Here is a 26,228-nt window from a genome sequence, read left to right on the forward strand (position 1 = left end):
AGTTGAGCGGATGAACCGTACGATTAAAGAAGCCACCGTGTATCGCTACCACTATCAGACGACAGATGAATTGAACCAACATCTACAAGCCTTTCTCCTAGCTTATAACCATGCCAAACGGTTAAAGACATGGAAGGGATTAACCCCGCACGAATTTGTCTGCGCTCAATGGCAAGCAAAACCAACTATCTTTACTCGTGATCCAACCCATCTCATATTGGGACTATACACCTAGGGAATGAGCCCTAATCTTATCCTACCTGCAAATTGTTAAAGTTGGCGTTATAGGTCTTTATCTCCTTTTCTAACCAGGAGGTAAAAAGTAGCCAATTCCATAAATTTCTCCGATAAGACATTTGCTTTCGTAGCGAAAGGAGAGTTCCTATCTCAATAGAGACAGAGGGAAAGGTGCCGCAGATTAATCGTGACCCCATGAGATTAATGCTCTCGCTTTTATTTTCCCACCGAAATCATGTTGGCAAACAGTCGGTAGGCACCGGGTACGCCGGCGGGTAACTCGCGGAAAAACACTAAACCGGTGTACATGAAATGGCCTTTACCGTATTTCGTATAAAGCAAACTGCCCTGCTTTGGCGCTTCGTTCTGGTCGTTGGCCGAGAAGATCGGTTCGTAATTCTTATCCCAATCCTGAGCGAAGTAAATGCCCCGCTCCTGAATCCAGCCAGCAAAATCTGCTGCTGTGATTTTGTTGGGCGTATTTAGTAGGGGATGTTGAGGGTTGATAAACGTCATCTTTGCATCTTCTTCGGTCACGCGGTCACGACCAACGGTAAAGGGATAAGGACCAAGCTGCGGTAAGGGGGCTTCATTGCGCAGGAACGAATTGTTAGGCGTTACGTACTGCACCACCATCGTGCCGCCGTTTTTGACGTAATCCATCAACTTGGGCTGGTAACGAGCCAGAAACTCGTCGGTGTTATACGCCCGGACACCTAGCACAATGGCGTCGTAGGTCGATAAGTTTCCGTTTAGATCGGCAGGCCCCAGAAGCGTAACGTGGCAACCCATTTGCTGTAACGCGGCTGGTACTTCGTCGCCCGCACCGACAATGTAACCTATGTTTTTGGCGCTTACTTTCACATCCAACTTCACCAACTTAGCTTCTGCCAGTGGGAACAGAGTTTGTGTCGGAATGTGCTTGTAGGCAATCACCCGGAGGCCCGTGGTGAATGTACCCGTTGGGGTAGTCATAATCGCTTGTAGCTTGCCGTTCTGCGCCTGCGCCGATGGCGATAGCTGAAAGGAAAGCCGTTGTTCGTCGCCCTTAGCCGTCATTGAGAACGGCAGCGACGCTGGTTCAATACGCCAACCAGCTGGTACCTCCAGCTTTAGGGTTCCCGATACGTTGGCTCGCCCGGCCTTTAGCACCACTTCGGCCGTTTTAGGTGTATTGTCCGCAAATACGTAAACACGGTCGGCAAGGTTCGCCGTTACTTCAGGCTGAATGATAAATGGGCGATAAATTTCACCGTCTACCGGGTCAGTTGATTTGTAAACGACTGGGCGAGTGTAGGTAAAGCGTTGTCCGTTAATCTCGAAGGTATAGCTAGCCGTGAGCACGGGCGGGTTTTCAGGCAGGCCAATCAGGCGTTGGTCGGTAACCTGAAACAATCCTCTGTCAATTGGTTTCTGAAGCCAGTAGGGCTGCGAAATTGCCTGATTTTTTGGGATAGCGACCATAGCGGGGAGTAATACAACATCGTTCGGTTTGAGCGCCAGGCTTAGCGTCGTATCCTTACTGGTAGAATAGCGAACGTTAACCAGCTTTACGGGGGCATCGGTGCGGCTAACGATAGTAGTAGCCAGTTTGATTGTCTCACCAGGCGTAGCGGCAAAATCCGCCGGATTTGTCTCAAACCACAAACCCAGGCACTGCTGAATCAAAATTTGAACCTCCTGCTGTTTGGCTTTTACGTAAATACTGGCTGTATCTAGCTTACTAATCGCTCCATAGAGTTGCACCAAGGCTGGCACGGATGCCGCTGGGTGGTCAGCCCGAAAGTCGGCAATAGTCTTCGTGACCAGCGCTTGTACAGGCTCGCTGTTCTTTACCCGCTTCCAGGTCATGTCTACACCATCGAAGGGGTCTTTTTCGGCCGGATCGCCACCTTTCAATAGCAGATAGTCGACCCGGGCGCCCCGGTTAGCCGCCACACCAAAGCCCTGACTTTTGTGCTGGCTACGACTTTCGGACGCAATTTCGCCGTATGACTTGCCTAATAGCGGGTTGTAAAGGCCTGTTTCAATTCCAATCAGGTTACCGGCTTCTTCGGGTTTTTTGTTGCTCAGAAACGCCCCCGGAATAAACACGTTCCACATGACCCGCTTAGCTTGCCACGGCTTCACGTAGGGCAGCTGCTCAGGAAATTTGGTAGGATCGTTTGAGATCTTAAACGCTTCTTCGGCCAGAAACCCCGACGCACTATGGTGACCATGACCAGCGCGGGCGTCGGGCGGAAAACGCGTGATGATGACATCGGGCTGGTATTTACGAATCATCCAGACCACGTCAGCCAGCACTTTATCCTGTCCCCAGGTCCGTACGGCTTCGTCAGTTGATTTAGAGAAGCCAAAGTCGTACGCCCGACTGAAGAATTGATCGGGGCCGTCTACGCGCCGGGCTGCTAACAGTTCCTGGGTCCGAATAACGCCAATGTTTTCGCCCTGCTCCGGCCCAATCAGGTTTTGACCGCCATCGCCCCGTGTAAGCGACATGTAAGCCGTACGAACGAGCCGATCTTTGGCCAGATAGGCCAGTAATAACGTGTTCTCATCGTCGGGGTGAGCCGCTACGTAGAGTACTGAGCCCAAAACGTTCAGCTTTTTAAGATTAGCTAGAATCTCGCTGCTCGGTGTGGGCTTAATGGGGCCGTAAGGAACCTGTGCCAGAGCGGTTGAGACAACGAAGAAGCCAAGCAGAAGAAGGGGCAGACGAGCGGATAAGGACACGGCGTACAACTGTTAAACGGATCAGATTCAGCAAAGATAGACGCTGATTTGATTTAGCGAACAAAGCATGGCTGGCCATGCCAGTGGCTTAGGTGCCTGACGTAGCTGGAAAAGTTGACAGATTAGACCAATTGTTGAAATAAACGAAATAAACCTCGAAAAAAGTCAACCAGCGGGTCTGATTACGTTGGGTTATGAGATGGCAAATTCTATATTTGTGAGCAATCATATTTCTAAACCTATTAATCAGTCGCATGAATTACAGTATCTATTTAGTCCCCCTGCTGGGTATTGTTGGCTTGCTGGTAATGTTTACAAAATTTCTGTGGGTGTCGCGGCAGGATGCCGGGGATGCCCGAATGCAGGAAATTGCCGGGTACATTGCCGATGGAGCCATTGCGTTCTTAAAAGCCGAGTGGCGAGTTCTCACTTATTTCGGTATCATAGTAGCCATATTGCTGGGGTATTCTGGCACATTGGTTGAAAATTCTAGTCCCATCATTGGCTTATCGTTTATACTGGGGGCTTTTTTATCTGCCTTAGCGGGATACATTGGCATGAACATCGCTACCAAGGCCAACGTCCGTACGGCTCACGCGGCCCGCACTAGTCTTGCCCGCGCTCTGGAAGTGTCTTTTACGGGCGGCTCGGTTATGGGCATCGGCGTAGCTGGTCTGGCAGTGTTAGGTTTAGGAAGTTTATTCATTGTTCTTTATAACATGTATGTTGGCCCTGATGGCGACGTCAACGGCTTGCCTATGGAAAAGGCGCTGGAAGTGCTGGCCGGTTTTTCCCTCGGTGCTGAATCAATTGCCCTGTTTGCTCGGGTAGGCGGTGGTATATACACGAAAGCGGCCGACGTTGGAGCCGACCTAGTTGGTAAAGTCGAAGCGGGTATCCCCGAAGATGACCCGCGCAACCCAGCCACTATTGCCGATAACGTAGGCGATAACGTGGGTGACGTAGCGGGTATGGGTGCCGACTTATTCGGGTCTTACGTGGCTACTATTTTGGCTACGATGGTGCTGGGTCGCGAGATTCGCATTCCGGCAGATGCTAATATTCCGGGCCACGCCCCCATTGTGTTACCCATGATGATTGCTGGCCTTGGCCTGATTTTTTCAATCATTGCTACTTATTTCGTCCGTATCAAAAACGAGACAGGAAGTGTACAGGGCGCTTTGAATCTTGGTAACTGGGCGTCAATCATTATTACACTGATCGCGTCGTACTTTCTGGTGACGAGCTATCTGCCCGACGTAACGATGGAGATTCGCGGGGTAGAATTTACCCGCATGGATGTTTTCTACGCTATCGTTACCGGATTAATTGTTGGAGCGTTAATGTCGACCATCACCGAATACTACACCGCTATGGGTCGTCGGCCGGTATTGTCCATCATTCGTCAATCAGCGACGGGAGCGGCTACGAACATCATCGGCGGACTATCGGTCGGTATGGAATCAACGGTATTACCCATTCTCGTGCTGGCGGCTGGTATTTACACCTCCTATCATTTTGCTGGTCTGTACGGGGTCGCTATTTCGGCGGCCGGTATGATGGCGACTACGGCCATGCAGCTCGCGATTGATGCTTTCGGGCCCATTGCCGACAACGCCGGTGGCATTGCCGAAATGAGTTACCTGCCCGAGGAAGTACGTGGTCGCACTGACATTCTGGACGCCGTTGGTAATACGACGGCTGCTACCGGAAAAGGCTTCGCCATTGCGTCGGCTGCCCTAACGGCGCTGGCTTTGTTTGCGGCTTTCGTTGGCATTTCGGGCATTTCGGCCATTGATATCTACAAAGCTGACGTACTAGCGGGTTTGTTTGTGGGGGCTATGATTCCGTTCATTTTCTCGTCGCTGGCCATTGCCGCGGTAGGGCGGGCGGCCATGAAAATGGTGGAAGAGGTACGTCGGCAATTCCGCGAAATCCCAGGTATTCTGGAAGGAACGGGTAAGCCCGAATACGAGAAGTGCGTAGCTATTTCAACCCAGGCCTCGATTCGGGAGATGGTTTTGCCGGGCGCTATTGCCTTAACGGTACCGGTTATTGTTGGCTTTATCTTCGGACCCGAAGTGCTTGGCGGTCTGCTGGCGGGGGTTACTGTGTCGGGCGTGTTAATGGGTATTTTTCAGAACAACGCGGGTGGCGCCTGGGATAACGCCAAGAAATCGTTCGAGAAAGGAGTGCTCATTAATGGCGAGATGTATTACAAAAAGTCGGAGCCGCACAAAGCATCAGTAACGGGCGATACCGTCGGCGACCCCTTCAAAGATACGTCCGGGCCTTCGATGAATATTCTGATCAAGCTGATGTCGATTGTATCGCTCGTGATAGCGCCATACATCGCCGTGCCTTCATCAGATATACCAAACTCGGCTCGGGAGGGCAAGAGAGCCGCTGGTACTGAAGTGCCGTTAGAGCAGTCAACCGCTGCTGATAACGATACGGTGAGTACACCCAATGATAAAACCAAAAACGACAAATAGCACCCTTGATGGGGGAGGAGCTCCGTTAATCACAATTCGTAAAACACAGGGTCTTTGTTGATTACGTTTGCTAACCAGTAAGCCAGTCTCAAATAGGGATTGGCTTACTGGCTTTAGCGTTTGGGCAAACATTAGCCAAAGATTGGCACGGCGCTGTCTATGCGTATACGCCTTGCCGACTGTTTAGTTTTTTCGAGCCATTTTGGTACTTTAATGGTTATATACCAACGTGATGATGAACTACCAGGAGATACAACCACCCGATTATTTGCAGGACTACGTCCGGTATATGTGGACGTTAGACAATTGGGGTACGAACGCTGTGCCTACCACCCTCCGCCCAATAGTAGATGGTTGTCCGGGGCTTCTGTTTCATCAATCGGAAGGGGGCGCGTTTCGTCAAAAGGATAAAGAGCTGCCTAACTTATTCCTGTATGGGCAGGCTACGCAGTGTGCAGAACTCACATCGGGTGGCAAATTCCGCGCAATAGGTGTCGTCTTATACCCCGATGCGCTTACCTCTTTGTTTGGCTTCGATGCTGATTCGATGACCGACTCGTGCGCAGACTTAGAGAGAGTAGCACAACCGCCGGGTTTATCTTTGGTTGAACGGCTCGTTAATACGTCGGCAATAACCGCTCAAACGGACGTACTTGCCAGTTATCTTCTAAGCCAGATCAAGCGTAATCAGAAGGAAGCAGACAGAGTTACGAAGTACGCCTTATCGCAGATTATGGCGTCAAACGGGAACATTTCTCTGAAGAAACTTCAGGAAGCCGTACGGCTTTCCGAGCGAAGTTTAGAGCGTAGGTTTAAACAGTGCGTTGGTATTTCGCCCAAACTTTTCGCCCGAATTTGCCGCTTTCAGGCGTCTTTAGGCCAGTTAAGGCATAATAAGTATAGTAAACTTTCGGACATAGCTTTCGAAAACGACTATGCCGATCAGTCTCATTTTATCCGAACATTCCGGGAGTTTGCTGGTTCATCGCCCTATCAGTTTCAAAAGCAGTCCGGCAATACGGCTGAGAACTTCTCGCTGTTGACGTAGCCTGCACAAGGCTGTCTTATCGCCCTTGTGTTCAAACTAATGGCTCGTATTCACAATTAGGTGCTAACGGAACCATTTAACCTATTTGCAAAAAGCGTTAGTTGCTTAAAGCGTTATAAATCAACAGATGGTTGGTGGTAACGACCCGATCGCCGGCAGATAACCCGCCTGAGAGGTATGTTTTCTGACCAACGGTTTTATAAACGTCTACCTCCCGGACAATCGGCTGATTGTGCTGATTTACCGTTACTACGAAATTCCGGTTCTTGTCGAATACAATCGCGCCGGATGGAATGCCCACTCGTTGATCGTGACCTGCGTAAGTAACGCTTACGTTGGCAAACATTTCGGGTTTGAGCCGATAATCAGCGTTATTGAGCGTGACGCGAACCTTCAGGGTTTTACTATCGGGATCGAGTACGTTGAATATTTTGTCGATTTTGCCGTGAAAAACTTTGTCGGGATAAGAGATGGTCGTAATGGTTGCCGGATCGCCCTCGTGAATGTTAGCTAAATCCGATTCGTATACATTGGCCAGTACCCATACCCGGTCCAGATTAGAAATGGTAAATAAATTTTCGGGATCGTCGGAGCGGAGTTCCATGCCCTGAGACGCTGTTTTTTCCACAATAAATCCGCTCATTGGCGCTTTTACTACGTATACGGAGCCATTGCCGCCCAGGATCTGGCGTCGCTCATTCACGCGGTTAACTTCACCTTTAGCTGCCTGTAGTTGCTCTTTACTGGCTACTAATTCGCGTTGTGAGCTTAAGCCAGCCTTCGCCATGTCTTCGGTGACTTGTAAGTTTTTCTGGGCAACCGACAACTGACCACGGGCGGCAATGCCTTGTTGCTCCAAATCGGCCAGGTCGCCCGACCGAATGACGGCTAGCGTCTGGCCTTTTTTTACAAAATCGCCTAAGTCGGCCTTCAGCGATTCGATATGACCACCTACCAGCGGAAACACTTTAACGACCTGATCCTGGTTGAAGGTAATTTTACCCGTTAAGTTCAGCTCATTCTGGGCATTCTCTAACTTGGCCGTATCAAAGGTTGCCGTAGCTAACAGATTTGTTTCCTGATGCGCTTTGGTCGGTGCCGTGTCTTCTGGTTTGGCCGACGTACCACAACTGGTTACCCCTCCGAGTAGAAGTAGCCCGGCTAGAACAGCAATGGCGTGCCGGCGGATTGGTTGGCCGGACGCATCGGTCGACACGCGCATAACGATGCCGAAAAAATGACCCTTTGGCAATTTATAGCGCTTGTCACCGACTAACGCTAACCGATCGCGAAGTTGAGGCTGACGAAAATAGAGTGGATTAAAAGACTGTTTTTTCATGGCTTAGTTTTGAAACGGATTAGTGCCAACCGCAAAGTTTAATTCTTCAAGACTTTGCATGCGGTCATTCTGGAGTTGAGCAAATTGGATCTGGCTGTTTTTGTACGAATCAAAAAAGTCCAGAAACTCCACCACATCAATATTCTGCTTTTTGTAGTTCGTGGTAACTCCCTGAATCAGCTGGCCAAAGTCGTCGTTGAAGCGCTGGTCAAAGGTTTGATAAAGCTGTTCGGTCTGCTGTGCTTTGGCGTACGCCCGCTGAACATCGCTATCGACTTGTAGCGTATAGGCATTGAGCGACTGTTGACTACTTTGGGTCCGGATCTTAGCGGCCTGAATGTTGCCCTGATTTTTATTCAAAAGAGGCAGGCTAATTCCAACACCGACGCCAATATAATTCGGGATGTAACTACCGTTTCGGTCATACGTACCCTGCAGGGTAAGGTCCGGCACGGCCATTGCTTTTTGCAGAACCAGATTTTGCTGCTCCTGCTTGGCAAGGTCGCGGTACCCTTTCAAATCGAACCGGTGCACTTCGGCCAGCGGGTATAGATTGTTGAGGGTAAGGCGACTTACCGAGAACTGATCCGGCGCATTGGCCGGAAGAACCGGCTGGATGGTCACCGTTGGCCCCGTGTTCAGCAATACAGTTAAGTCAGCGCGATCGTCAGTCTGTCGCCGGAGCAGCTGTTGCCGTTCGGTTGTCAGGTTAAATAAATAGGCTTTCAAGCGAGTCAGATCTTTCAGCGGTACGTTGCCTTTGTCGTATTGCTGTTGGTACAGATCTACCGTCTGCCGAAGAGTGGCAATTTCCTGATCGTATACGGCAAGCGACTGATGCGCATAGTATAAATCATAGAACGTGGTATGGAGTTGGTACGTCAGTGTTCGAAGCAGATCATAGAATCGGTCAGCGGCTAACTCCGTATTCGTTTTGGCAATGGCTAACTGTTTATTTCGCTTGCCCGCCAGCCGAATCAGTTGCTGAACTTGTACAACCTGCTGAGCATTGCTTTGCTTAAACGGCAGCACCTCTCTCGTTTGCTGATTGTAAGGCATTGTTTCGACATAAATAGCCGGGTTAACGCGGAGCTGAGACTGAATCTCGTATGCCTGGTTTTCGTTGATACCAAGTTGAGCCGCTAACACGCTTAGGTTGCGCGCTTTAAACTGCTCGTCGGCCTGCGCGATGCTTAACCGAAGTGTATCTGTAGCAGCAGGGGCAGACGAAACTTGATTACCCGTTGGCGTTTGTCCGTATAGCAACGCTGATGAAGGAGCGCCTAGCCCGAACACCAGGCCCAGTAGGCAGGCTGCGTATAATTTACAGGGTACGAATTGGCTGTTGAGCATAGAATGTGGACATGTGATTGACATCGCAAAAGTCCACACCGATAATTAAAGGCTGCTTAAACACGAATTAAAAGGTTGTTAAACCCTAAAAACGCGTAAGCCCCGCCGGAATATTCCGGCGGGGCTTACTTATCAAGACGTTGAGTAAATCAGGTACTATTACTTAGCTCACTTTGAACGAATCTTTACTGCTCTCAATGGCGCTCTGAGCGTCATCGGCTAGTTCATCAACTTTGTTGTTATACTGATCTTTAGCCTGCTCCTTATTAGAGTCAGCATTTGCCTGAGCCTGGTTGTAGGCAGACTGAGCTTGATCTTTGTACTGGTTGAACTGCTCTTTGGCTTTATCAGCGTATTGGTTCACCTGAGTTTTGGCCTGCTCATAGCCGTCCTTCACCTGCGATACGCCTTTTTCCCACTGATCTTTCAGATCGCTGGAACGCTTGTTGGCTTCTTCAGTCAGTTTATCGCGGGTTTCCTTACCACTGCGGGGAGCCGTTAAGATACCAATTACAACACCTGTGATGATACCCGTTAAAAAATCTCTTGTACTTCTCATTGCTTTGTTCGTTTTAGGTGATTGGTGATTTATTGCTTTGCTTTACGTTTCGCCTGACCAACGGCATCCTGTGCCTTCTCCGAAGCCGAATCGACATAGTCATTATACTGATTCTTGATGCTTTCTAAACCAGACTGCAACTGGTCCTGAAGGTCTTTGAAAAACGAATCTGACTCAGACGAAATTCGCTTACGAGTCTTTTTCCCACTCTCAGGAGCGAGCAGTACGCCCACGATGGCGCCGACTGCTAGTCCTACTAAAATGCCTGGTAGTGATTTCATGTGCTCTTGCTTTAGTGCATGACTGAATACGCCTTCCATTCAGAAAATTTTGTACCACAATGCTGTATTTCTAATAACTTGCTGGGAACAAAATAGTTATGTGCTTAGGTCAGTTTTGTTCGTCTACAAGTAGTTGAGGAGTATTCTCCACAAGGGCGTCCACGTTTTACGCAACTGAAGGCAGGCTACTCGCTAATAAAGTCGTGCCGTAATGGCCAATATTCTATTCAACACAAAACCTTTGGTTGTATTTACTCATTGTTGATATAACCAATTCCTTTTCCTGATGACGTCCACGCTTTTATTTTTCATTCTCTACACTGGTTTTTTTGTAACCGCATCCTTTATTCACCTGCTTCGAATTGATTATTGGTGGATTCGCATCTGGGATTTTCCTCACCTTCAGTTAACCGCATTAACGACTGCCGGACTAGTGGCCTGGTTTATTGTGATGCCTGACTTTGGTTGGCCTCAGGTACTGGTTCCGGTTAGCTTGCTGGTCGCAATGGCGTATCAGGGCTGGTTAATTTATCCTTACACCGCTTTGCATAGCAAACAGGTGCACGCCTTAAAACGATTTTCAGGTCAGCCCGATGTAGAAACCAATACCGTTCGGCTGTTAACGGCTAATGTGTATATGGAGAATACGCACACGCCCGATGTGCTGGCCTTAATCGAGAAGCATCAGCCTGATATCGTGTTGTTGCTGGAAACTAATCAGACCTGGAAACGTGCGTTACAACCCATTGAAGCAACCTATCCGCATCATGTGTTCTGTCCCCTGGAAAACACGTATGGAATGCTGCTTTACTCACGCTTGCCGATACGTCATCATGAACTACGTTTTCTCATCCAGGACGACATTCCATCCATATACGCCCGTATGGAACTGCCTTCGGGTCAGTTAATTCATTTTATGGGCGTTCACCCGATGCCGCCAAGCCCTACTGAGCATTATCGGTCGACAGAGCGCGACGCTGAGTTGTTAGTAGTCGGTAAGGAATGCCGCCAGTTAACAGGGCCAATCATTGTAGCTGGCGATCTCAATGATGTCGCCTGGTCGCACACAACACGCCTGTTTCAACGGATTAGTGGATTACTTGATCCGCGAGTGGGTCGTGGCTTATTCAGCACCTTCCACGCCCGCTATTTTTTCCTAAGGTGGCCCCTCGACCATGTATTTGTATCCCACCATTTTCAATTAGAAAAGCTACGACGCTTACCTAACTGTGGTTCTGACCACTTCCCAATCCTGGTATCACTCGTTTACAATCCTGATCCTAACCGGCTCGACGAGGTGCCCGAGCCCGAGAAAGATGATCTTACTGAAACCAAGGAAATCATCGACAAAGCAACTTAGGCCCCAGCCGTTATGACTTCACGGTTGGAGCTACGTATACTGCAAAAAAAATCCCTGCGTTCAAACTGACGCAGGGATTCCGTACCCACCGTAACTTGTACTTAACCTAAAATGAAACCACCTAAACCTAAACGTACCACTTTGTTAGGAATACTGTGTCCGTGCGCTGTGGCGATGCCCGCGGCACGTAATATCTTGATTGGTACTTACTTCTTCACACTCCTCGTCCCTGAATTAGACGTAGGATGACCGCTATGACGGCGATTACCAAAAGCACATGGATTAAACTTCCGAGTCCAAAACTATTGAACCCCAAAAAACCCAACAGCCATATAATAATCAGCACGACTGCTATTGTGTAAAGAAGATTTCCCATAACGTTTCGTGAGTAAATCAGAATCAATTATCTCGCAATTGACTATCTACTTAGAAAAAGTTGTGCCAATCTAACCCATTACAGCATTACAAGCAGATTCTGACACGCTATGCGCTTGTAAATGAGCTTTAAAGTAACAAATATTCTAATCTATCAATTTGTCTTAGGCCCGCGATAATTCGTGTATTGTTGTAGATAATTCTCTACAGTTGTAGAATAAGCGTAGAAAAATAGCTCAATAGAAAAGCTTATTTCAGGGGGTGAATTTAGGGAAAGCTAACCTTTCAAAAGTACTATTTGAACGCAAGTGGCTAATTCATTGGGTTTTAGTAGGTATAAATACGTAAAATGGCTGATCGGCGGAAGTTTCGGCACTATATTTTATGTATAAACTCGCATCAAAGTTTATGAAAACTATAAAATAACCGTGGTGAGGACGATGTTAGGTGTAAGCGCGGGCCAGCAATTCAGACCAGCTGTAATGAGTACATTGAGCACTGCAAAGCGCGTATTAATTGTAGACGATGAGGCAGACATATGTCTGCTATTATCTGGTTTGCTAAGACGGTTAGGCTACCAGCCAACCTGCGCTCATTTCATTGAAGAAGGTCGTCAATGCCTAAATACGCAGCAATTTGACGCTGTATTTTTAGATTTAAATTTACCCGATGGGTTGGGTTTTGACCTGCTGCCTTCCATAAAGGGAGATCAGACCGAAACGAAGGTAATTATGATTAGCGCGTTCGATGGACAGGCCGAGCGTCGGCGTGCTACTGAGCAAGGTGCTGATTATTTTATTGGAAAACCATTCACCCGTCGTTCGGTGGAAATGGCTTTGCAAACCATTCAGGTTTGAGTAACTTTGTTCATACAGCCAGATAGGCCCTTCCATCTTTCAACGCACTTGTTCTTTGGGCGTGGTCTGTCTGAACAAGCTACTTCCTCTTCATGGAAAAAATTCTGATTGTTGACGATAACAATGATATATGCCTGCTTCTGGAGCGCTTTCTGGGTAAGCAGGGATATAAGACAGCGTCGGTACAGCGGGGCGAAGATGGCCTTGCTTTGTTACGTAAGGAATCGTTCGAACTGGTTATTTGCGATTTTAAACTGCCCGATATAGACGGCCTCGAGATGCTTCGCCGAATTAAGGTCATGCATCCAACGACGGCCGTTATTATTATTACTGGTTACTCTGACGTACGGGTGGCCGTGCAGACAGTTAAGCACGGAGCGTATGATTATGTAACGAAGCCTCTGTATCCCGATGAGATTCTGTACACCATCAAAGGGGCACTTGAGCGACGAAGTCAATCCTTAACCCAGGTCCAGGTAAACGGTTCTGCCGCGACAGCGGCAACTCCTGCGGCTAAAACTACACCCGCTAAGTCATCATCGAAAACGGCGCTAACCTCTGATGGTAAGCGGTTCATTTTTGGCAAAAGTCGGGTGGCCGAGCAGCTACAGAAGCATATCGACCTGATTGCCCCAACGGACATGTCGGTCATTATCACGGGCGAAACCGGAACCGGTAAGGAATTCGTGGCCAATGCGATTCACCTTAAAAGCAAACGTGCCGACAAGCCATTTGTGGCCATTGATTGCGGAGCATTGAGTAAAGAACTGGCGGGTAGCGAGCTGTTCGGACACGTAAAAGGTTCATTCACCGGCGCCATGTCCGACAAGGCTGGTAGCTTCGAATACGCTAATGGTGGTACGCTCTTCCTGGATGAAATCGGTAACCTATCCTACGATAACCAGATCAAGCTGCTGCGTGTGTTGCAGGAACGCAAGATCCGGCGTATTGGCAGCAACCAGGATATTCCGGTCGACGTGCGAATTATTGTGGCGACTAATGAAGATTTACGTGATGCGGTTCGCCAAGGCAAATTCCGTGAGGATATTTACCACCGGATCGCCGAGTTCGAACTTCATCTGTCACCCCTACGCGAACGCAAGGCTGACATCATGATCTTCGCCGAACATTTTCTAGAACTGGCTAATCAGCAGCTGGAGAAGGAAATTCTCGGGTTTGAGGATGAAGCCAAAGAGAAGTTCAAGGAGTACTATTGGCACGGTAATCTGCGTGAGCTTCAGAACGTGGTGAAACGGGCCGTACTACTCACGCAGGGCGACTACATTGAAGCCGATGTGTTGCCTCAGGAGATTATATCCCCCCAGTACTTCACGCCGGAAGATACCACCAACGCAGGTGTTCAAGTCAGTTATGACCCATCTCGTCCGGGAGTTCCCGTGCTTAGCCAATCAGCGGCCAACCTTAAGTCCGTTTCGGAAAACGCCGAGCGAGCGGCTATTCTGAAAGTACTCGAGAAAACAGGCTATAACAAAACGAAGGCGGCCGAGGTACTAAACATTGATCGGAAGACGCTTTACAATAAGTTAAAGGCGTACGATATTCATCTGTAAGCGATAACAGCAAGTAGGCTAGGTGGAGTAAGAAAGAAGGTTTTAGGCCGTTCTTTGCTTACTCCACCTATTTTAGTTTTTACTAGTTGATGCTGAAACCAACCGACAATAGACCAACGCTGTTTTTAGCATTTCCTAATAACGTACGGGCAGCACCACTGTTGGCAATCCGTTGTAACCCCTGTTCGTAACGGGCTCCAATAAACGCTTTACCAAAATAGATGTTTAGCCCACCAGCCAGACCGTAGTCTACTTTGTTGAAGTTGTCCCGGTTGATAGCCCCAGTACCAACGCCAAAATCGCTGTTCGAATTAACGTTAGAGTTAAGCAGATAAGCCGCGTAAGGCCCCGCCTGTAGTTCAACTGCCTGACCTAGTTTGAACGTGGCCAGCACGGGTAATTCCGCATAATTAAGTCTGAATGTATTACGACCACTAACGCCTATAATATTAAAATCGGCCGATGATCCTTTCGTAGTGTATAGTAATTCTGGCTGAATAGCGAAGAACTCACCTAATGGTGCCTGGGCAAACACGCCAGCATGAAAGCCGATGCGCTCGTTTTTGTTTGTGGCCCCCTGACTATCATAAAATAACGAACTTGCATTTAAACCTCCTTTCACACCAACCCGTGTACGGCCTTGTGCTAAGGCGTCTGATGAGTTTACAACAAGCGCGCCTGTCGCAAGAACAGCGGCTGTAAGCAGGGTTTTAATTGACTTTTTCATAACGAATATGTAGTTAGTGACAAGCAGGCGTTTCACCCGTTGTACTGCATGAATGTGTTAAAATCGTGCCAAACCTCTCCATCTGTGTCAAAAACGGCCTATAGAGTTGCATTATACCGCTTTAAGCTAAATTGTGATGAAAATTGGTATTATAAAATAAATAGCTAAGCGCGTAAGATTTTCCACACATTGTAGAACTCATCATTCAATTATGTTTAGGCACGATTATAATGTTAATGATTGTGGTTGAATACAATTAACCTTCACTATTTTGAAGGATTGTGCAACGTGAAATGCCTTAAATACGATTCGCAAGAAAGTATCGATACAGGATTATCGGGTTTGCTTAAACTTAGATTGTCAACAGGAGCAGAACTGACACCGTAATAATCATAAGCAGCAAAATACATAAGAAAATATACTTAGTTAGAGACCCGTCAGCAGATGGTTATCAAAGAGGTGATGTTAACGATTTTATTGCCTATACCAGGCGTATAGTTTTAAGCTTTTTGTCTATTTTTGAAGGAGCGAATCGTCTGCTAATAAACTAACAACGAGTATCACTTTTGTTAGTGGAACAACTAAATACGGCTATCATTCTATATATCGTACGTACAAACCAATTGACAGGCTTAAAACCGCTACTTATTTCTCTGCTTTATCTGCCACTGTATGCACCGTAAGCCTACAAACATGACTATTTTAATTGCTGACGATGACAACGACGACCGCCTGTTCATGGACCAGGCGCTTAGACAGAACGGGTATACCCAAACTGTTCAGTTTGTCGAAGACGGCGAAGAGCTAATGGAATACTTGCGTCATGAGGGCCGTTATAATGAATCAAACGCCCCCTGGCCTAATCTGCTAATTCTGGATTTGAACATGCCTCGGAAGAATGGTTTTCAGGCTCTTGAAGAAATTAAAGACGATCCTAAACTTCGTCGATTACCGGTTGTTGTTATGACAACCTCATCGGCCGACGAAGATGTTGTGAAAACGTATAATCTTGGCGTTAATTCATTCGTTACCAAGCCATTTAACTTCAATCGTCTGGTCGAAATGGTTGGCGCTTTGAAGACTTATTGGATGGACACTGTTAAATTACCCTAGGCAACCTTCTTCGGCAGGCTTTTTGGGGGTGCTAATGAAGGTGGCTTATTTATAACTACTCATTGTTTATGACGCCTGTTGCCGCGACACTCGACGTTACAGAAAAAAGTAAAACTATTCGTGTTCTGCTAGTTGAGGACGACGAAGATGATTACATGCTGACCCGCGCCCTGGTGTCGGCAAGAGAGAATGCAAATATCAAACTCGACTGGGTAGAAAGCTACGATCGTGCTTTGGCCGCCATCGAGGCCGATGAACACGACGTTTACCTGGTTGACTACCGTTTGGGGCATTACACAGGTATTGACCTGATTCAGGAAGCGTTCCGAATGGGATGTCGGGCGCCAATGATCCTGCTCACCGGTCAGGACGATCTTACCGTCGATCAGTCGGCGCTGGAACTGGGGGCTGCCGACTATCTGGTGAAAGGGCGAATCGATGCGCAGCTGCTTGGACGTAGCATTCGGTATGCCTTGCGGCAAGCCAGCGTACTGGCCGAAGTAGCCCAGAAAGAAAACAAATACCGTTCTCTTTTCGAGCGGTCGATAGATGCCATTTTTGTGGCCAACTATGAGTTACGCTTTCAAGACGCCAATCCGTCGGTTGAGCGCTTACTTGGGTATAGCCGCGATGAGCTACGTTGCCTAAACCCGGCCCGTTTGTTCACTGACCTAAACCATTTACGTGAGTTGCGCTTCAACGTTCGTGAACATGGCCAGATCAAAGATTTTGAAACAACGCTCATTAATCGGAATGGCCGCAAGCGGATCTGCTTAATTTCGGTGTGGGCGGTAGAGGATGTCGCCGGGCGCCCTGAATGGTATCAGGGAATTGTACGCGATATCACCGATCAAAAACGCGCTCAGCAGGATCTGATTCTGGCCGAAAAGTTGACCATGACCGGCAAAATTGCGCGTAGCATAGCCCACGAAGTTCGCAATCCCTTAACGAACCTAAGTTTAGCGCTGGAGCAATTGAAGGAGGAGCTGGATGTAGAGAATGAGTACATCACTATGTTCACTGATATTATCGGGCGTAATGTAGACCGGATCGGGCAACTCATTACAGAGATGCTCAACTCGTCGAAACCGCGTGAATTGGATCGCAAAAAACAGGATTTCAATACCATTGTGAAGGCGACGCTCCAACTCGTCAGCGATCGTATCAAGCTAAAGCGAATGCGGCTTGAGTCTTATTTCTCGCACGACGATTGCCACGCATTGCTTGATTGCGATCAGGTGAAAACAGCCCTACTGAACATTTTAGTAAATGCGGTTGAAGCGATGGAAGAAGGCAAAGGAGTTCTGGTTGTCAGAACGCAGTGCACCGAAGATGGCCGGGTATATGTGGAAGTTTCTGACAATGGGGGCGGTATTAGCGAAGCTGATCGCAAACGTTTGTTTGATCCATTCTTTACCGGAAAATCGGGCGGCATGGGGCTAGGTTTAACAGCAACCCAAAATATCATTAATAGTCATAAAGGCTCTATTGAAGTGGAAAGTCAGGTAGGGCAGGGAACCACTTTCCGGCTGTATTTCCCTAAATAGCTAGCAGTCTATAGAAGCCGACATCCGTTATTTAGTAAACTACTTCTTACAAAAAAACCAGCTTATGTTACGGCTGGTTTTTTTGTAGAACAAGTTGTGTAAAAAAGTACACACACATCCATTTATTTTCCACAAGTAGGTATAATCTACAGATTTCTTAAGATAAAAATCTAAAAAACTTGATCTAGTAGTAAGTTGACAATCAGCATGGTTAGCTATTTTAATAGCATACATAATTAGTAGGCTATGGGTATGGCACAAAATAAGCTATAAGGTATGTGCTATGATGACTACAAGCATGTGGACAACTTCTCACTTCCCGGCGGCTATGCGTTCGCTGAACCCCAGTACCCGGGCAAAGGCAATCGAGATTGCTAATCAGCTGCTGGAGCAAGGGCAGTTGGACAAACAGCGGGTCATCGCAATCAGCGTTGATCAGGCCAGGCGTTGGGCGCGCTCATTGAGTGCTGAGCCAGAAAGGGTGCCCATTAACTTACGTCCTTACGCTTAATTAACCCTAACCTCAGTTAATCTTAACAAAAACCATGGTCTGGAAAAAAAACATCTACGATTCACTGACGGGTTGTGCAGCCCTTTGCGATGAATTCGCTACAGAATGCTCTCGGTCAGAAGATATTGAGAATTGGTATCGCAGCATTTTCCTGAATCTCGACTGTGCCGATATGTGCCGCCAATTGGCCATGCTGTACGTTCGGGGTTCTGAGAACACCCGCCTGATGGCCAAGGCCTGCATCGAAGTATGTGAAAAGTGCGCTCAGGAAGTAAGTCAGTTCAACTCAGAACGCTGCAAGCAGGTATACGCCATGTGTCAGCAAACTATCTGCAGCTGCGTTGGCATACTGGATATGGCCTATCAGACTGAGGTCGAATCTAAAAATCCGGCAACTACGCCAGCGTCGTTGTTCTACGGCATCGACCTGCGGGAAACGCTATACAACTAATTTTTGGTTGGTCAGTTCGACAGTTTGTGAAGTGATACGTTTACAGCGTGAGTCAGTAGAAGAGCTGACTGGCCTGGTAACTGATTAGCTCACCGACGTCTGGCTGACCAACCGCTTTTTTTACCATTCAACGCTATGGAAACGAAAACACAGAAGAATCCACAACTAGACAAGGTCCGCGATATAATTGAAGATATCCGTATTGCTATGATGACCACGATTGACGAACAGGGAAACCTGGTGAGTCGCCCGATGGCTGCCCAGCAGATGGATGAAGACGGAACGATCTGGTTTTTCACGCAGCGATCTTCGCCCAAGGTAGATCAAATTGATAACAACCAACACCGGGTAAATCTGGCCTTTGTTTCGGTCAGCGATGCGAGTTACGTATCTGTATCCGGCACGGCAGATGAGTTAGATGACCGGGCTAAGATAGATGAGCTTTGGAATCCACAGGCAAAAGCCTGGTTTCCTAAAGGCAAAGATGATCCGGATCTGATTCTGCTGAAAGTACATACCGACATGGCCGAATACTGGAATGCCAGCGACAGTACCATGGTGCGGTTCTTTCAACAAGCGACCGCTGCTATAACCGGCAATCCGCCGAAAATGGGAGAAAACGAAAAAGTATATAATTAAGCATAAAAAAGAGGAGAGGAGGAGAGTAGAAGGACGTAGTGTTCTATCTGCTCTTCTCCTCTGTCTTTAGCCCTATATGATTGTTACTCAGACGGACGTAGGCTGGCAGATTACTAACCAACAGGCGCACGGTTTGCTGGCAGTGCAGCTTGCTCTGCACTGGCAAGTAGAAAAGCGCCCGATCCATTGGATCGAGACGTTGATTGCCCTCACCGAACACGACGATGGGCAGGACCCCTGGGAGGGACGCAATCATCTGACTACGGCAGGAGCTCCGCTGGACTTTCATATTCTGGAGTATTCGGTAGACCAGTGCCGCCGGATGATCCAGATTGGGTTACAAAAGAGCCGATGGAATGCCTTGATGATGTCGATGCATACGTCATTCCTTTACGAGGCAAAGCGGGGCAACGATGAAGCACTCGATGGGTTTCTGGATCAGCAGCGTTTAGAGAATCAGCCAAAGTGGCGTAAGCAGTGTAAGGCAACTAAAGCCGAAGCCGAATATGCCTATTCGTTTGTACAGTGGTGCGACGCCTTGTCGCTGATTCTGTGCATGGATCAGCTTCCGCCCGAAGAACGTCGCCTGGAGGTGAGTAAAGGTCCTGACGACGTAGCGTACTTTATTCTACAACGAACTGACGGGTCGGTAGCCGTTGAGCCCTGGCCGTTCGACACCGCAGAATTTACGGTGCACGTAGAAACGTTTCTGCTGTCGCAACTGGTCTTTGAGAACGACCGCGAGTTGTACAATGCCATTCAGGATGCTCCTTTATCCGTAAAAGAGTGGACGTTTAGAAAATGAGTTGTTTAGAAACAAGAACGAGCAGCCTGCGCAGGCTGCTCGTTCTTGTTTCTAAACACTTTAACCCAAATAATGCAAAGTGAGCAACTTAGCGTTTATTGATCAGCCTATTATAGAGATAATTTTGTCATCCCGCCGAAAGGAGGGATCTTCTGTCGCCGGAGGGGATTTTAGCCTTACCGGAAGATCCCTCCTTTCGGCGGGATGGCAAAATTGTTTGAGCTTAGAGAATTATCCCATAACTCACGTTACTTCAGTCGAAGTAGAAGCGACGCTCGGGCTGGGGCATTAATCATATGGCCGCCTTTAACCGCTGGGGCATCTGGATGAACTTTGCCAACGGACGTATCGACGATGACTTCCCAGGTAGAACTACGTCTGCCAATCTTGGGCAACATAAAAGGAATATCTTCCCAAAACGCGTTCAATATCCAGATGAGTTGCTCATTACCAATGTCCTGACCGTCTTCCGTTTGTTCGCTCACGCGCACGCCGTCAATGAATAAGGCAAGGCAGTGGGTTCCCGGATCGTTCAGATCATCGCTGGTCATTTCGTGACCATCGGGGCGCAGGAAGGCTACCTGCTCAGTACCGAAGAAACGGCGTCGGCTCAGCAACGGAATATCCCGACGAAGGGCCGTCAGCTGGCTCGTAAATTCGAACAGAGCCTGCTGTTTTTCATCCCAATGCCAGTTCATCCAGCTAATTTCGCTATCCTGGTTATAGCCGTTGTTATTACCGTGCTGTGTTCGACCACATTCGTCACCCATCACTAACATTGGCGTTCCCTGGCTGAGTAGCATCGTTGTCAGAAAGTTCCGCTTCTGGCGCTCACGAAGTTCATTAATGGCCGGATCATCGGTTGGTCCTTCAACTCCGCAGTTCCAGCTTAAGTTATCATTCGAGCCGTCGCGGTTATCCTCGCCATTAGCCTCGTTATGCTTATCGTTGTAGCTGACAAGGTCGTTCAGCGTGAACCCGTCATGGGCCGTAATGAGGTTGATACTATTCGCGGGCGAGCGGCCATCGTTGGCGTACAGGTCCGGACTACCCAGCAACCGGAGGGTAGCTTCATTGGCTTTGCCATCATCGCCTTTCCAGAACGCCCGCAGCGTGTCGCGGTATTTACCGTTCCACTCCGACCAACGTACCGGGAAACCGCCAACGTGGTACGACTGAATGTCCCAGGGTTCGGCAATGAGTTTTACCTGCGCCAGAATAGGGTCTTGCGCTACGGTATCCAGAAACGACGACACGCGCCCGGCCTCTTCGTCGGTGCGGATTAATGCCGACGCCAAATCGAACCGAAACCCGTCGACGTGCATATCGGTCACCCAATAGCGCAAACTGTCCATAACCAGTTGCAAAGCGCGGGGGTGACTCAAGTTGAACGTATTACCCGTGCCGGTATAGTCCATGTAAAAGTCAGGGCTGTCGCCAACCTGATGGTAATAGGCCCGATTGTCAATCCCTTTGAACGATAGGGTAGGCCCAAGCTGATTACCTTCGGCCGTGTGATTATAGACCACGTCCAGAATAACTTCAATACCAGCCTTGTGCAAATCTTTTACCATTTGCTTGAACTCTGTTACCTGCTCGCCCGCCATGCCTGATGACGAGTAGGTATTCTGCGGAGCAAAGAAACCGATACTGTTGTAGCCCCAGTAGCTTTCGTCCGTAAACTGATGGACGGGCAACAGTTCTACCGCAGTGATGCCCAGTTTCTTGAGGTAATCAATGCTTTCGGGCGATCCTAGCCCTGCATAGGTACCCCGGATGGCTTTATGAATCGTTGGGTGCTGGTACGTAAAGCCCTTCACGTGCATTTCGTATATCACGGATCGGTGCAGAGGAATAGCCGGTGCCACATCGTCTTCCCAATCGAACGCACTGCTATCGATAACAACCGACTTAGGCATAGAGGGCCCACTATCGACGCTGCTCATCACCAGGTGCTTCGTTTCTTCACCCTCAGCCTCTTCATAATCGTAGCCTAACCAGGCATCGTTGTGATTGAGGGGGGCGTTGATGGCTCTGGCGTAGGGGTCGAGCAAGAGTTTATTCGGGTTGAAAAAAAGACCCGCCTGTGGGTCGTAGGGACCGTCGACGCGAAACCCGTATAATTGACCCGGTTGTAACCCTTCTACGTATATGTGCCAGACCAGTTCTGTACGTTCCACAATCGGGATCATTGTGGTTTCCTGACTAGGGTCGGCTGAATCGTATAGGCATAGATAAGCGCTCGTGCTGCTTTCGCTGAACAAGGCAAAGTTTACGCCTTCGCCATCGTAGGTGGCCCCAAGCGGGTAAGGTTTGCCTGGTTTGGATTCGATAGAATTAGGGACAGAGCCTACTTGTGGATGTTTACTCATAATAGATTTTAATAGAAACAAAAGCCGCAGGTGTGTCGGCCAGATGTATGTTAACAGGGTCAGAGTTATGCGGTGCAGGTTGAACCTTTCTTACAGAACAGTGTACCCCGTACGTTTAACACGATGCAAATGCGAATGTTTAAGGGATTTATATAGTGTAATTACTTAGGAAAATCACCAATCGGACAAGTAGAGTAAAAACAAAAAAGCCTGCCCCCATCGGGGGCAGGCTTTCCGATCCCACCATTCACTACACTACCAAGGCCAAGCGAGCCATCGAGGCATGTGCCGATTCGACGCTTTGCTTCTGGCGCAGCAACAACTCGCGTGTGCTGGCCGCTAAGTCCATTTCTTGCAGTACGGAGTTGTAGTTTTCAAGGGCATCCTGATCGCCCCGCTGACACTCCTGTACAGTTGCTTTATCATCGTCACTGGAAAACGTAGATTTTACGTTGATCCAGGCGCGGTGCAGATCAGCGGCAAGGCTTGTGCCATTATCTGGCTCACCTCCCAATGTTCTGATTTCGCGTTCTATTTCTGCGGCAAATTCTGCCCGCTGTCGCGACTGGGCTAAAAACAGGCTTTTAAGTTCAGTATCCTTTACGTTTTCTGATGCTTCCTGGTAGCCCTTTTCTGCGTCGTGGTTACGGGTCAATAACCGATTTAAGCCATCGAGTATTTCACCCCTTGTTTCTTTAACATTCATAACGTTGTTGAATTTGGTTGTGTGTTGAACTGAAAAGAATGGTAATCTTCGTTGTTGAGTAAATCAGAAAGACCTTCAGCGTTTGGGCAGGGTGTAACAACCTCGATTTGAAAAACTTATACCGCAACGTTACACCCTGCCGAGCCGCTATTTCTTTGCGGGGTCGTGGCCCCAATTTTTCAATGAATATTCCCAATTGGAGCCTTCAGCTTCTTTAGGCTCCTGGGCGCTGTGCCGTCTGACGTAACTGATAACTTTACGCATATGTGCGTAATCATCATCGGATAAATCGCCGGCTTTTTTGCCTAGTATTTCTATAATCTTCTCGCCCGATTTGTGGCCCGTTGATTCCGTGGCGCCGTCCTTCTTCTGACCGACGGACTTCGACTCTTCCGTTTTTAGCCACTTTTCAAGCTGCGAAGCCGACATGTTTACTACGTCGTCAAACTCCTGCTTAATTTCTTTTTTCTCTTTATCGTCGAGGGTTGCTGTTGCCGCTGCCATAACTCTCTATTTTTTAGTGACTTCACTGGCTGACTTCACGACCTTCTTGCTGCCTTGCTTAATAACCAGGGCAGGTTCGTCGGCGGAGCCTTTACGCTTTACAGTTGACCCCTGTACCTTCTTTTCAACGTCTTCTTTGTGAACTTCGGCAACGGTGCCTTCGGCTTTACTCTTGCCATACTTCCACGTTACCTCATCGCCTTTTTTCACCGTTGCCATTGTTCTAGTCGTTTGTTGAGTACTTGTTAAGCCTTACTGGTTGTCCAGCTTACCATCTTTGGCATCACGTTGCATTTGCTTGTTAGCGAATACTGCAATATCAACCCGACGATTTTGCCGACGGCCAGCCTCGGTTGTATTGTCGGCCACTGGCTGCGATTCGCCGTAGCCTTTTTCATCAACCCGGGACGTTTTCACCCCCTGAGCTTCCAGAAAACTTCCGACGGCGTCCGCCCGCTGTCTCGACAGCTTCAGGTTGTAATCGTCAGAACCCGTAGCATCAGCGTGGCCTTCAATCCGAATGTCAGTATCTTCATACTTGTTCAGCGTCTGGGCAAATTCAAGCAGCTGCTTTTTCGTTTCGGGCTTCAGTTCGTACGAGTTAACGTCGAAGAGAATATCTGAACCGAACGTAATTTTGATACCTTCGCCAACCCGCTCAACTTCAGCGTTTGGCATACTACGCTTCATCTCTTCAGCCTGCTTGTCCATCCGGCGGCCGATCACAGCTCCGGCGGCTCCACCTACCGTAGCACCAATAATGGCACCGATGGCTGTATTACCTTTAGCATACTTGTTGCCAATAATCCCGCCCACCAAGGCTCCGCCACCAGCACCTACGGCAGCTCCTTTTTGGGTTCTGTTCATACTGTTCTTGGACGATTTGCAACTTGTCAAAACGTTGCCAGATAGAAGTGTAGCTGCCATAAGCACAGCAACTGACTTTTTTCCGACTGATTTCAACTGATTATTCATGTGTTGTGAATGTTTGGTACTACCTGTAGACACCCAAACGCTGTACCAGTTTAATCTGCTGTTAATGACGATTCGGGGAGTTGTTCTGTAAGCGGCTAGTAGACAATAGCTTATGACGACCTCTATGTCAGATAAAAATTAATAACTACTGCCATAAGACAACTAAATTAGTAGAGTAAACGGGAAGTGAGATGCCTATAGTTGTGGAGTGTACTCCACACAGACCAGAATGTCAACGGCAACATTTTAACGAATTACTTACCTGACCAGATGCTCTACTACAAACAATACATTAAGGATATGGCTACAACAGGGCGCTGGTTTTCAATAGGTTAATTCTTTTGATTTTATTGATGACGACTCGCTAAAAGCAAACGAAAAGAAGTAGGCGAACGTTAAGAATATAACAGCTTTATGACATTCTTTTCGGCCACATGATTACGATTAAATCACTTTTTGCCTTATTTTTTATTGGTGGTCTGTTAGTACTGACCCCAACTGGGTGCAAGACAGGCGATAACACGTCTGTTGAGGCTCCTACACCTGCCCGGACGCTGGTTAATGGCTCGTTGGTGAATGAGTATTCCGTTAGCCAGTTGAAAAGTCGCTATAGTGGGGTCAGCGCGTTGTTTCAGGTATTGATTGTCAACCCAATCAAGGTATATCGGTTGGAGTATATGACGACCAACACAGATGGTAAAACGGTGAAAGCGTCGGGGGCCTTGTTAGTACCAGCTCCTAGTACGCCAAGACCGATGCCCATGCTGAGTATGCAACATGGTACCATTACGAGCGATTCTGATGCGCCTTCCAACTATGGTAGCAGTAGCGAAGCGTATACATTTGGGTCGGTGTTTGCGTCGCAGGGGTACATCATTGCGGCTCCCGATTACATTGGGTATGGCGCTTCGAAGGACCTGCCGCACACCTATGAGCAACGCGAAGGCCTGGCCACGGCATCGCTTGACATGCTTCGGGCGGCCCGCGAATTTATGAGTGATCAGAAGATCAGCTGGGACAACCGGTTGTACCTGGCAGGTTACTCAGAGGGTGGATATGCCACGATGGCGTTGCAAAAAAAGATCGAAGAAGAAACAGGTAGCGAGTTTAACCTGGTTGCGTCGAGTTGTGGGGCCGGTGCTTACGATAAGCCAGCGTTCATGCGGGAGATTATCAATGAAACGACGAGTGCGGAGCCCAGCATTAATCGGCTTTACGTTTGGGTATTGCTTACTTACGACCGGATTTATGGCCTGAATCGCCCTATGACGTACTACTTCAAGGAGCCTTACGCCAGTCAGATTGCCGCTCAGGGTAAAGATGCCCGTATTAATGCTAGTCTTAACACAGTCTTTACCGACAGCTTTAAGCAAGCGATCAATGACGGTACGGATAAAGCCTTTCTTGCGGCCGTTCAGGACAACGACATTCATGACTGGAAACCGCGCACACGTACGCAGCTATATCATGGTGATGCCGACGATACGGTGTTTTACTTAAATACGCAGAATGCTTACGAAGCTATGCAGAAACGGGGCGCTACCAATGTCGAACTGAAAACACTGAAAGGCGCGAACCATGCAACGGGAATCCTGGGATACATCACAGGCACGTACGGTTTCTTCGGCCCGGCACAGCAATGATAATTTTCTGACAGGATGAACAGGATT

25 protein-coding genes are annotated in these 26,228 nt (G+C 48.3%); 13 read left to right on the plus strand and 12 right to left on the minus strand.

All coding sequences use genetic code 11. The features are described 5' to 3' along the window. Window positions 1–235, plus strand: a 235-nt coding sequence (locus ACFSUS_RS19980; protein WP_381525514.1) for an integrase core domain-containing protein, incomplete at its 5' end; no start/stop codon positions are given. A 218-nt stretch (window positions 236–453) separates the two neighbouring features. Here ACFSUS_RS19980 and ACFSUS_RS19985 read toward each other — a convergent pair. Further along, the gene (locus ACFSUS_RS19985; RefSeq protein ID WP_381525515.1) at window positions 454–2,970 is read right to left on the minus strand and encodes a PIG-L family deacetylase; all 2,517 of its coding nucleotides are present in this window, start codon (window positions 2,968–2,970) and stop codon (window positions 454–456) included. A 254-nt stretch (window positions 2,971–3,224) separates the two neighbouring features. Here ACFSUS_RS19985 and ACFSUS_RS19990 point away from each other — a divergent pair, with 254 nt between their 5' ends. Further along, complete coding sequence (locus ACFSUS_RS19990) at window positions 3,225–5,465, plus strand: sodium-translocating pyrophosphatase (protein WP_381525516.1); 2,241 nt, start codon at window positions 3,225–3,227, stop codon at window positions 5,463–5,465. A 232-nt stretch (window positions 5,466–5,697) separates the two neighbouring features. Continuing rightward, window positions 5,698–6,513 carry a DUF6597 domain-containing transcriptional factor gene (locus ACFSUS_RS19995; RefSeq protein ID WP_381525517.1) on the plus strand — a complete coding sequence of 272 codons (816 nt, stop codon included), beginning with the start codon at window positions 5,698–5,700 and terminating at the stop codon, window positions 6,511–6,513. 97 nt (window positions 6,514–6,610) lie between these two features. Here the strand turns inward: ACFSUS_RS19995 and ACFSUS_RS20000 are convergent, their stop codons facing one another. From ACFSUS_RS20000 to ACFSUS_RS20015, 4 genes are all read right to left on the minus strand, one after another. Further along, window positions 6,611–7,852: an efflux RND transporter periplasmic adaptor subunit gene (locus ACFSUS_RS20000; protein WP_381525518.1), complete on the minus strand. Its 1,242-nt coding sequence runs from the start codon at window positions 7,850–7,852 to the stop codon at window positions 6,611–6,613. Between the two features lie 3 nt (window positions 7,853–7,855). After that, window positions 7,856–9,205: a TolC family protein gene (locus tag ACFSUS_RS20005; protein WP_381525519.1), complete on the minus strand. Its 1,350-nt coding sequence runs from the start codon at window positions 9,203–9,205 to the stop codon at window positions 7,856–7,858. 163 nt (window positions 9,206–9,368) lie between these two features. After that, a complete protein-coding gene (locus ACFSUS_RS20010) occupies window positions 9,369–9,764 on the minus strand; it encodes a YtxH domain-containing protein (RefSeq protein WP_381525520.1) in 396 nt (131 codons plus the stop codon). Between the two features lie 29 nt (window positions 9,765–9,793). Continuing rightward, on the minus strand, window positions 9,794–10,045 hold the full coding sequence (locus tag ACFSUS_RS20015) for a YtxH domain-containing protein (protein ID WP_381525521.1): 252 nt from the start codon (window positions 10,043–10,045) through the stop codon (window positions 9,794–9,796). A gap of 286 nt (window positions 10,046–10,331) precedes the next feature. Between ACFSUS_RS20015 and ACFSUS_RS20020 the strand changes: the two genes are divergently transcribed. Further along, complete coding sequence (locus ACFSUS_RS20020; RefSeq protein WP_381525522.1) at window positions 10,332–11,405, plus strand: endonuclease/exonuclease/phosphatase family protein; 1,074 nt, start codon at window positions 10,332–10,334, stop codon at window positions 11,403–11,405. Window positions 11,406–11,619: 214 nt separating this feature from the next. Here the strand turns inward: ACFSUS_RS20020 and ACFSUS_RS20025 are convergent, their stop codons facing one another. Further along, window positions 11,620–11,781 (minus strand): lmo0937 family membrane protein, encoded by a 162-nt coding sequence (locus ACFSUS_RS20025; RefSeq protein WP_381525523.1) that lies wholly within the window; start codon window positions 11,779–11,781, stop codon window positions 11,620–11,622. A 481-nt stretch (window positions 11,782–12,262) separates the two neighbouring features. Here ACFSUS_RS20025 and ACFSUS_RS20030 point away from each other — a divergent pair, with 481 nt between their 5' ends. Together ACFSUS_RS20030 and ACFSUS_RS20035 are read left to right on the plus strand one after the other, a co-directional pair. Continuing rightward, window positions 12,263–12,637, plus strand: coding sequence for a response regulator (locus tag ACFSUS_RS20030; RefSeq protein ID WP_381525524.1), 375 nt, complete (start codon window positions 12,263–12,265; stop codon window positions 12,635–12,637). Window positions 12,638–12,729: 92 nt separating this feature from the next. Continuing rightward, entirely contained in the window at window positions 12,730–14,208 is a 1,479-nt protein-coding gene (locus ACFSUS_RS20035; protein WP_381525525.1) for a sigma-54-dependent transcriptional regulator, read from the plus strand. Window positions 14,209–14,290: 82 nt separating this feature from the next. On the opposite strand, the gene ACFSUS_RS20040 is transcribed toward ACFSUS_RS20035, so the two are convergent. Beyond that, entirely contained in the window at window positions 14,291–14,935 is a 645-nt protein-coding gene (locus ACFSUS_RS20040; RefSeq protein ID WP_381525526.1) for a porin family protein, read from the minus strand. 693 nt (window positions 14,936–15,628) lie between these two features. Here ACFSUS_RS20040 and ACFSUS_RS20045 point away from each other — a divergent pair. The 6 genes from ACFSUS_RS20045 (at window position 15,629) to ACFSUS_RS20070 (ending at window position 20,001) form a co-directional block, all read left to right on the plus strand. Beyond that, window positions 15,629–16,048: a response regulator gene (locus tag ACFSUS_RS20045; protein WP_381525527.1), complete on the plus strand. Its 420-nt coding sequence runs from the start codon at window positions 15,629–15,631 to the stop codon at window positions 16,046–16,048. A gap of 68 nt (window positions 16,049–16,116) precedes the next feature. After that, complete coding sequence (locus ACFSUS_RS20050) at window positions 16,117–17,595, plus strand: hybrid sensor histidine kinase/response regulator (protein WP_381525528.1); 1,479 nt, start codon at window positions 16,117–16,119, stop codon at window positions 17,593–17,595. A 283-nt stretch (window positions 17,596–17,878) separates the two neighbouring features. Continuing rightward, on the plus strand, window positions 17,879–18,106 hold the full coding sequence (locus tag ACFSUS_RS20055) for a DUF2188 domain-containing protein (RefSeq protein ID WP_381525529.1): 228 nt from the start codon (window positions 17,879–17,881) through the stop codon (window positions 18,104–18,106). Between the two features lie 34 nt (window positions 18,107–18,140). After that, on the plus strand, window positions 18,141–18,557 hold the full coding sequence (locus ACFSUS_RS20060; RefSeq protein ID WP_381525530.1) for a four-helix bundle copper-binding protein: 417 nt from the start codon (window positions 18,141–18,143) through the stop codon (window positions 18,555–18,557). A 135-nt stretch (window positions 18,558–18,692) separates the two neighbouring features. After that, the gene (locus ACFSUS_RS20065) at window positions 18,693–19,196 is read left to right on the plus strand and encodes a pyridoxamine 5'-phosphate oxidase family protein (protein WP_381525531.1); all 504 of its coding nucleotides are present in this window, start codon (window positions 18,693–18,695) and stop codon (window positions 19,194–19,196) included. A 76-nt stretch (window positions 19,197–19,272) separates the two neighbouring features. After that, window positions 19,273–20,001, plus strand: a complete 729-nt coding sequence (locus ACFSUS_RS20070; RefSeq protein ID WP_381525532.1) for a DUF3891 family protein — start codon at window positions 19,273–19,275, stop codon at window positions 19,999–20,001. Window positions 20,002–20,249: 248 nt separating this feature from the next. Here the strand turns inward: ACFSUS_RS20070 and glgX are convergent, their stop codons facing one another. The 5 genes from glgX to ACFSUS_RS20095 all read right to left on the minus strand — a co-directional run bounded on the left by glgX (window position 20,250) and on the right by ACFSUS_RS20095 (window position 24,558). After that, complete coding sequence (glgX, locus tag ACFSUS_RS20075; RefSeq protein ID WP_381525533.1) at window positions 20,250–22,373, minus strand: glycogen debranching protein GlgX; 2,124 nt, start codon at window positions 22,371–22,373, stop codon at window positions 20,250–20,252. A gap of 250 nt (window positions 22,374–22,623) precedes the next feature. Continuing rightward, entirely contained in the window at window positions 22,624–23,079 is a 456-nt protein-coding gene (locus ACFSUS_RS20080; RefSeq protein ID WP_381525534.1) for a ferritin-like domain-containing protein, read from the minus strand. A gap of 147 nt (window positions 23,080–23,226) precedes the next feature. Then, window positions 23,227–23,583 (minus strand): DUF3140 domain-containing protein, encoded by a 357-nt coding sequence (locus ACFSUS_RS20085; RefSeq protein WP_381525535.1) that lies wholly within the window; start codon window positions 23,581–23,583, stop codon window positions 23,227–23,229. A 6-nt stretch (window positions 23,584–23,589) separates the two neighbouring features. Beyond that, complete coding sequence (locus ACFSUS_RS20090; protein ID WP_381525536.1) at window positions 23,590–23,802, minus strand: hypervirulence associated TUDOR domain-containing protein; 213 nt, start codon at window positions 23,800–23,802, stop codon at window positions 23,590–23,592. Window positions 23,803–23,835: 33 nt separating this feature from the next. Next, window positions 23,836–24,558, minus strand: coding sequence for an OmpA family protein (locus ACFSUS_RS20095; RefSeq protein ID WP_381525537.1), 723 nt, complete (start codon window positions 24,556–24,558; stop codon window positions 23,836–23,838). Window positions 24,559–24,992: 434 nt separating this feature from the next. Between ACFSUS_RS20095 and ACFSUS_RS20100 the strand changes: the two genes are divergently transcribed. Then, the gene (locus ACFSUS_RS20100) at window positions 24,993–26,201 is read left to right on the plus strand and encodes an alpha/beta hydrolase family protein (protein ID WP_381525538.1); all 1,209 of its coding nucleotides are present in this window, start codon (window positions 24,993–24,995) and stop codon (window positions 26,199–26,201) included. Window positions 26,202–26,228 lie beyond the last annotated feature (27 nt).

Source organism: Spirosoma soli (genome assembly GCF_042684525.1).
Lineage (GTDB): Bacteria > Bacteroidota > Bacteroidia > Cytophagales > Spirosomataceae > Spirosoma > Spirosoma soli.

Coding starts and splice junctions, on each gene's coding strand:
- ACFSUS_RS19990 (WP_381525516.1), top strand. CDS start 3,225: ATGAATTACAGTATCTATTTAGTCCCCCTGCTGGGTATTGTTGGCTTG.
- ACFSUS_RS19995 (WP_381525517.1), top strand. CDS start 5,698: ATGATGAACTACCAGGAGATACAACCACCCGATTATTTGCAGGACTAC.
- ACFSUS_RS20000 (WP_381525518.1), bottom strand. CDS start 7,852: ATGAAAAAACAGTCTTTTAATCCACTCTATTTTCGTCAGCCTCAACTT.
- ACFSUS_RS20005 (WP_381525519.1), bottom strand. CDS start 9,205: ATGCTCAACAGCCAATTCGTACCCTGTAAATTATACGCAGCCTGCCTA.
- ACFSUS_RS20010 (WP_381525520.1), bottom strand. CDS start 9,764: ATGAGAAGTACAAGAGATTTTTTAACGGGTATCATCACAGGTGTTGTA.
- ACFSUS_RS20015 (WP_381525521.1), bottom strand. CDS start 10,045: ATGAAATCACTACCAGGCATTTTAGTAGGACTAGCAGTCGGCGCCATC.
- ACFSUS_RS20020 (WP_381525522.1), top strand. CDS start 10,332: ATGACGTCCACGCTTTTATTTTTCATTCTCTACACTGGTTTTTTTGTA.
- ACFSUS_RS20025 (WP_381525523.1), bottom strand. CDS start 11,781: ATGGGAAATCTTCTTTACACAATAGCAGTCGTGCTGATTATTATATGG.
- ACFSUS_RS20030 (WP_381525524.1), top strand. CDS start 12,263: ATGAGTACATTGAGCACTGCAAAGCGCGTATTAATTGTAGACGATGAG.
- ACFSUS_RS20035 (WP_381525525.1), top strand. CDS start 12,730: ATGGAAAAAATTCTGATTGTTGACGATAACAATGATATATGCCTGCTT.
- ACFSUS_RS20040 (WP_381525526.1), bottom strand. CDS start 14,935: ATGAAAAAGTCAATTAAAACCCTGCTTACAGCCGCTGTTCTTGCGACA.
- ACFSUS_RS20045 (WP_381525527.1), top strand. CDS start 15,629: ATGACTATTTTAATTGCTGACGATGACAACGACGACCGCCTGTTCATG.
- ACFSUS_RS20050 (WP_381525528.1), top strand. CDS start 16,117: ATGACGCCTGTTGCCGCGACACTCGACGTTACAGAAAAAAGTAAAACT.
- ACFSUS_RS20055 (WP_381525529.1), top strand. CDS start 17,879: ATGATGACTACAAGCATGTGGACAACTTCTCACTTCCCGGCGGCTATG.
- ACFSUS_RS20060 (WP_381525530.1), top strand. CDS start 18,141: ATGGTCTGGAAAAAAAACATCTACGATTCACTGACGGGTTGTGCAGCC.
- ACFSUS_RS20065 (WP_381525531.1), top strand. CDS start 18,693: ATGGAAACGAAAACACAGAAGAATCCACAACTAGACAAGGTCCGCGAT.
- ACFSUS_RS20070 (WP_381525532.1), top strand. CDS start 19,273: ATGATTGTTACTCAGACGGACGTAGGCTGGCAGATTACTAACCAACAG.
- glgX (WP_381525533.1), bottom strand. CDS start 22,373: ATGAGTAAACATCCACAAGTAGGCTCTGTCCCTAATTCTATCGAATCC.
- ACFSUS_RS20080 (WP_381525534.1), bottom strand. CDS start 23,079: ATGAATGTTAAAGAAACAAGGGGTGAAATACTCGATGGCTTAAATCGG.
- ACFSUS_RS20085 (WP_381525535.1), bottom strand. CDS start 23,583: ATGGCAGCGGCAACAGCAACCCTCGACGATAAAGAGAAAAAAGAAATT.
- ACFSUS_RS20090 (WP_381525536.1), bottom strand. CDS start 23,802: ATGGCAACGGTGAAAAAAGGCGATGAGGTAACGTGGAAGTATGGCAAG.
- ACFSUS_RS20095 (WP_381525537.1), bottom strand. CDS start 24,558: ATGAATAATCAGTTGAAATCAGTCGGAAAAAAGTCAGTTGCTGTGCTT.
- ACFSUS_RS20100 (WP_381525538.1), top strand. CDS start 24,993: ATGATTACGATTAAATCACTTTTTGCCTTATTTTTTATTGGTGGTCTG.